The organism is Psychrobacter sp. AOP31-B2-9 (genome assembly GCF_052378005.1).
Taxonomy (GTDB): Bacteria; Pseudomonadota; Gammaproteobacteria; order Pseudomonadales; family Moraxellaceae; genus Psychrobacter.
Genome location: NZ_JBQSXG010000167.1, coordinates 1 through 6,090, shown reverse-complemented (window position 1 = coordinate 6,090; position 6,090 = coordinate 1). Strand labels below are relative to the sequence as shown.

Genomic DNA, 6,090 nt, shown 5'->3' with positions numbered 1-6,090 from the left:
GTTATATGGGCAGTTAGAGCAAATGAACGATTCCATGAAACTATCAACTCAACAGAACAACAGGTTGCAAGAACTGCTGAACAAGAAAGATCAGTTAATAGCCTCATTGCAAAGAGCTCTAGAAGAAAAAGCCCAAGCCCAACACGACCAAACCCCTTTAATGACGACGCGCGACGAGCAAGAGCTACTAGAATTAGTGAGCAGGAAGAACAATTTGATAGACGAACAGAGCAGTTCGATAGAGACATTGCACGAAACCGTTCAGCAGATGCGAGAACAGCTGAGGCTGCTGGACGTTTAAAACTAAATATGGCCATGGTTTTACTGAATCGATACCATGAAAATAGTGCTCTACAGCATTGGGAAAATATAGAAGATCACCCTGAAAAACTTGATTCCAGACAGGTTAGTATCCTTGATGGTTTTGCTCAAACCATTGGTGTAGATGACAAAATAACTGATTTCATTAACGATAGCAGACGAGTAGCTGAGTTTTTTACCGTTGATGTGATTGAGCAAAACATAGAAGTTTTTAAATTATTGCGTAATCCAGCAGACGAGCGAGAGCTACACAATAAATCCAATGCTGAAACGTTCAAATCTACCCCTCAAAGCGATTCAAACCAATCGACTAGGGATTCTATAGACGATACCCCTAAAACGTCAAATAGAGGAGATGAGATCGTTTCTATAGCATCTAGAAGGCGTAGACGGCCGTAGTTAATTATTTTTCTTGTTTCCAGTGCGTCATATGATTGGTTAATAGATGAGTTGATTACTACCGTAAAAAATTTACTTTTAGGTTTTTTATCTTTTGTCTTTCTTAGTTATTAAGAACCAAAAAGGTTTTAATACTTTTAAATACTTTTAAATACTTTTAAGAAGCCTGTACGACTTTATTATAGAGGGACACAGGCTGACAATGACGACATTTCCTTACCATGATGACGACATTTCCTTACCATGATGACGACATTTCCTTACCATGATGACGACATTTCCTTACCATGATGACGACATTTATTTATTTGACTTCATGACGCATGAAATATAGTATGTCTTTTATTGAGTAGGTTTACCACTCCATTTTTACTAATCACAGAGGTCATTACTATGAAATCAAATATGGAGAAAAGTAAAATGGGCGAAGTGGTCAAATCTCATCGATTAAATACAGCAATACAAAAACTATCAAGAGCTGAGATACAATTGATACAGCTTGCTATCATTGATGCTAGAGAGCATGAAGATGGCTTTACTTCGGAAACTTCACTAACTCTAGACGCTAAACGTTTTGCTGAGGTTTTTGGTGTATCTCGTCAACGTGCGTACGATGCCTTGTTAGAGGCAGAAGCTACTTTGTTTGAGCGTCGATTCACATTTTTAGACGAGTTAGAAGGCGACACTATAAAAACAAGATGGGTAACTCAGGTTCGTTATAAGAAAGGTCGTGGTGGTATCGAAATTCTCTTTTCACCAGCTGTAGTGAATGAAATAACACGTCTTGGCTTCGATGGTGGATTGTTTACACAGTACTCTCTCGAACAAACTGCAACGCTTAAAAGCTTGTACTCGATACGCCTTTATGAGCTTTTAAACCAGTGGCGTAGCATTAGAAAAACGCCCCCTTTTGCTCTCGATACATTCCGTGGACAAATGGGACTGGAGGAGGGTGATTACAAAAGAATGTCTGATTTTAAAAGACGTGTTCTTGATGCTGCGGTCAAAGAGATCAATGAAAAAACTGATTTAAAAGTCAGTTATGAACAAGTTAAAGACGATTCTACGATTACACATTTCAAATTTAAGATTCTGGCCAAGCAAAAACCCAAATCATTTAAGAATAAAGAATCACTGCGTGATGTAGACAACGCGGATATGTTCACTATTCATAACTTATCAGATGCTCAGTTGGTTCGTATTACAAGAAGCCCTCAGTTTATTAGGGATTTTAGCGACTTGATATCACCTACAAGCCATATAAATAAAGACATGAACGCTTGGTCGGTTGAGTTTGTTGATCGTATAAAACAAGACCATGAGCCGTTTAATAGGAAAAGACCGATTAAAGAGTATTTAATATATTAAAAATTAGCTTCTCTTTATTATTTAAAAAAGACGCTTCACAGTTTGAGAAGCGTCCAATCAGAGAATATTTAGAGTATTAAATTCGTGATTTTTTCTTTACAAGCTATACTAGTGTATTTTACTAGAGGTTATAAATGAATATAGTACAAGCTAAAAATCAGTTAGATGTTGTTATAGATAAAGCCCGAGTTCATTTATATAAACCTATACAAGTAGCCGAAATTTTATACCGTGATAGAGTGCATAAGGACATACAGTTATCTAATCTTGAGACTTATAGGACAAAAAGTAGAAAGTGGAGAGATCAAATATCAATTGAGTTGCTAGGAAGAAAGTGTACAAGTAGTGCGCACTTCCAGGATAACGTGTTTGATGCTAATGCTGTGCCTGTCGAAGCTATGATTGAGCTTGGAAGGTTTAATAAAGAACATGAAGGTATTGTGGAAGCATATATATATAGTAAGTTTGGTGGCAAGTACGAACAACTAAATGCAGCATTAGACTTATGCAGAAATGCAGAAAAAACGACTTTTCAATTACTAGACTTCATCAACTCCTTTTCTACAGAGTCCGGACTCAAACGTAGTTTAGATAAAATTTATGAAATTATTGTATTCTCGTTATTCTCTACAGTAATCGAAAACACTGGAGCTCAAGTAAGTATTACAATCCCTTCTAATCAACTTCCTATTTTGTCAGAGTTTTCAGAGCTAACAAAAGCTCTTATGTGTTTAGACCCAGAAAATATGACTTCAGTAAAGGACGCTAAGATTTATCGAGTGGGCGTGACTAATGCTGCTGATAGAGGTGTTGATATGTACGCAAATTGGGGACCATTAGTTCAAGTTAAACACCTGTCATTAGATGTTGAACTAGCGGAAAGCATTGTCAATGGAGTAACAAGCGATAAAATAGTGATTGTCTGTAAAAAAGCTGAAAAATCGATAATTAATAGCATCGTAAATCAAGTAGGCTGGAAAAGCCGAGTTCAGGCAATTATTACTGAGTTAGATCTAATTGAATGGTATGAAAAGGCGTTAAGAGGTACTTATTCCGAATTATTAGGCCAAAAGCTATTAGATAGATTAGTAGAAGAAGTTTTACTTGAGTTTCCTTCCACTGGTGGCTTCCCCGAAGCCCTAGTAGAACGTAAATACTCTACTTTAAAATTAGATAGTTTTTCATATAAAGAGCTTGCTCAAACAATTAGTTAACATAGCTTTTCATATCAATAGCAAACTACCAAGGCTAATATAGTATTGGTAGTTTACTATTGATATTTTTTTTGATGTCAGATTAGCTAATAGTTCAATGCTATTTAACCTCAAGAGCTTTTATCATGGCTGTCGCTACTTCTTTTATTACAGGGACGGCCACACTGTTTCCAGCTTGTTTTCTTAATTGAGTATACGGGACAACAATCTTAAAACTATCTGGAAAGCCCTGCAACCTTAACAACTCTCTTGATGTAGGCCTCCTAATCCCGTTAATCAGTAGATAATTATAAGAAGCACCTGCTCTAAGCGCGCAGGAGTAAGGTAACGGCGAAACATTATTTGAAATATTTTGATGCCAAATACTTGGGTATGCAGGCTCCTTTTTTAGACCTTTTATTCTATTGTTTCTTATCTCCTCACTCACAAAGAATTTAGATTCGACTTCACTTTCTGGCTCGAGTATATCTGCTAAGTCATATGCTTTATCGCCAATAGGAAACTCAAAATTAATATTTTCATTTAAAAAACCAACGATAAAAGTACGCTCTCGTTTTTGCGGCACACCAAAATCTAAAGCATTTAATACGGTATGATGTACAGTGTAACCAAGGTCTTCAAGAGTTTTTAATATAACCTTAAATGTATTACCCTTATCATGTGTCTTGAGTTGTTTAACATTTTCAAGCATAAATGCTGTTGGTTTTTTTTCTTTTAAAATTTCAACAATATTGAAAAACAGTGTTCCTCTCGTATCTTCAAAGCCATCCATTTTCCCTATAATACTAAATGCCTGACAAGGAAATCCACCAACTAATATGTCATGGTCAGGGATAGTTTTAACATCAATTTTAGTGATATCACCATTTGGCAAATCACCAAAGTTCGCTTCATATGTTTTTTGAGCATGTATATCCCACTCGGAGGAAAACACACACTCTCCTCCTACATGTTCAAAACCAAGTCTAATTCCACCAATACCAGCAAAAAGATCAATAAACTTAAAACTCATAATAATTACCTTGAGAGTGAATTACCGCTTGGATAACACTCAAATGTTTCAGGGTTTCTGTATTCGCAATACTTCCTTATCGCAGCTCTTAACGTTGCAGTTAGGTTGTACTGGGATTTAGCGGTTTGTTTGTTTAGCGTTGCGTACGTTCCTATATCTTTCAAAGCTATAAGATAAGACTGAGGCGAAGACACAGCTTCTTCAATAGATTGTGAAATACACTTATCAAGGCGTTTACATCGAGACAATATATCTCCAGTAACCTTAGCAGATAGACCTTTTTCCTCAATAAGCCATTGTCTGAAATCTTCCTTATTTTCTTTAAACATAAAAACCCCCAAGCGCTAAATGATAGCGCTTTAGTATATTATGCCTATCATCTTATGTATATAGGTCACTAACAAAAATTAAATGCAATATCCAAAAGGACACACCCTGCGTATATAGAAAGACACACCCAGTAGTCCTCAATGTCGCCTGTCATTTACATTGCAATATACAAAAAGACCCACTCCTAATATCCAAAAGGACGCACCTTAATATATAAAAGGACCCACCCTGCAATATCTTAAAACACGCACCCCTGCATTTAAAAGGACGCACCCAGTAGCCCTCAATTGTCGCCAATCATTTATACTGCAATATCCAAAAGGACACACCCAATACTGCACTTTTCATATCGTTTTTTCTTTTAGCCCTCTGCAAGAGTCCTCGAAGAGCGCAGTTTCGAGAAATCACATATTAGCCTACTTCGTGCTAATATGTGATTGTCTCAAACCGCGTTGGGGAAACCCCAAACCCCAAAAAAAACCGAGGTACAAAAATGGCGATCTTCAGAGCCGAAACCAAATCTCTCAGTCGTGGAAAAGGGCATAATCTTGCCGCGGCGATCTCATATCGTGCCGGTATAAAACTGACCGACAACAACACCATAAACCCCAAAGCCAGGTCGTACGATTACACCAAAAAAACCGATGTGATTCACCGTGAAATACTGCTTCCTAGAAATTTGAGCGAGCAATTGGACGAGTCTGACATCGAGTTAGATTTTCAGAACATCGCAGATTTAGTCGAGATTGGCGAAACTACCCAACGCGGCAAAATGAAAAATAGCGCACGCCTTGCTCGTGAATGGGTATTGTGCGGAGTGCCTGAACTGACACGCGCTGAAAATATTGAGCTGTTTGAACAATTTGCTCAGCAGCAGAGCGAAGAACAAGGCGTGCTCAGCATGGTTTTTGTCCATGACCCCACCGCAGGTGATGACATGGCAACCACTAAGGCAGTAGCGGAGGGCTACCAAATGAGCGCGCCCGACCCGCGCAATATTCATGCCCACATACTGCTACTAACCCGAGAGCTAGACGTATCAAGCGATAACCAGCTATCACTAGGCAAAAAATCAGACAGTGAGGTATCTAACGATGAGCGTACACGGCCAGTTGTGGCAGAGGAGCTTGTTGGCACCATTGACCCTGAGACAGGCGAAAAAATACAGCAGGGACGCGGCTTATGCTCAAACAGCGAGTGGCTCAAAAACACCCGCAAACAATGGGCGGATATTCTCAATGAACGGCTTATAAAAAAAGGCGTTCAACCAGTGACCCACAAGAGCTACAGAGAAATAGGGTTAAAATTTAAACCGACCAAACACCTAGGAAAAGACGCTAACAATCATGAGCGTAGAGGTATACGCACAGTTATTGGAGAATACAATGAGTCAGTCAACGAACAAAACCGCGCCCACATTGAGTTTGCAACAGACGGTCTTGCTAT

The 6,090-nt window shown here is 38.4% G+C and carries 6 protein-coding genes; 4 read left to right on the top strand and 2 right to left on the bottom strand.

The window, feature by feature from the left end; all coding sequences use genetic code 11:
• The 3 genes from ACT3SX_RS13440 to ACT3SX_RS13430 form a co-directional block, all read left to right on the top strand.
• Positions 1-720: hypothetical protein (locus ACT3SX_RS13440; RefSeq protein WP_444761780.1), on the top strand; the 720-nt coding region annotated here is incomplete at its 5' end.
• Between the two features lie 393 nt (positions 721-1,113).
• Positions 1,114-2,088, top strand: a complete 975-nt coding sequence (gene repM / locus ACT3SX_RS13435) for a replication initiation protein RepM (protein WP_444761779.1) — start codon at positions 1,114-1,116, stop codon at positions 2,086-2,088.
• A gap of 134 nt (positions 2,089-2,222) precedes the next feature.
• Entirely contained in the window at positions 2,223-3,302 is a 1,080-nt protein-coding gene (locus ACT3SX_RS13430) for a HaeII family restriction endonuclease (RefSeq protein ID WP_444761778.1), read from the top strand.
• 100 nt (positions 3,303-3,402) lie between these two features.
• Here ACT3SX_RS13430 and ACT3SX_RS13425 read toward each other — a convergent pair whose 3' ends face one another.
• Entirely contained in the window at positions 3,403-4,314 is a 912-nt protein-coding gene (locus ACT3SX_RS13425; RefSeq protein ID WP_444761777.1) for a DNA cytosine methyltransferase, read from the bottom strand.
• Between the two features lie 5 nt (positions 4,315-4,319).
• Positions 4,320-4,643: a hypothetical protein gene (locus tag ACT3SX_RS13420; RefSeq protein WP_444761776.1), complete on the bottom strand. Its 324-nt coding sequence runs from the start codon at positions 4,641-4,643 to the stop codon at positions 4,320-4,322.
• Positions 4,644-5,137: 494 nt separating this feature from the next.
• On the opposite strand from ACT3SX_RS13420, the gene ACT3SX_RS13415 reads away from it, so the two are divergent.
• Positions 5,138-6,090 (top strand): MobA/MobL family protein (locus ACT3SX_RS13415; protein ID WP_444761775.1); only part of this gene is annotated, 953 nt, incomplete at its 3' end.

Coding starts and splice junctions, on each gene's coding strand:
- ACT3SX_RS13420 (WP_444761776.1), bottom strand. CDS start 4,643: ATGTTTAAAGAAAATAAGGAAGATTTCAGACAATGGCTTATTGAGGAA.
- ACT3SX_RS13425 (WP_444761777.1), bottom strand. CDS start 4,314: ATGAGTTTTAAGTTTATTGATCTTTTTGCTGGTATTGGTGGAATTAGA.
- ACT3SX_RS13430 (WP_444761778.1), top strand. CDS start 2,223: ATGAATATAGTACAAGCTAAAAATCAGTTAGATGTTGTTATAGATAAA.
- repM (WP_444761779.1), top strand. CDS start 1,114: ATGAAATCAAATATGGAGAAAAGTAAAATGGGCGAAGTGGTCAAATCT.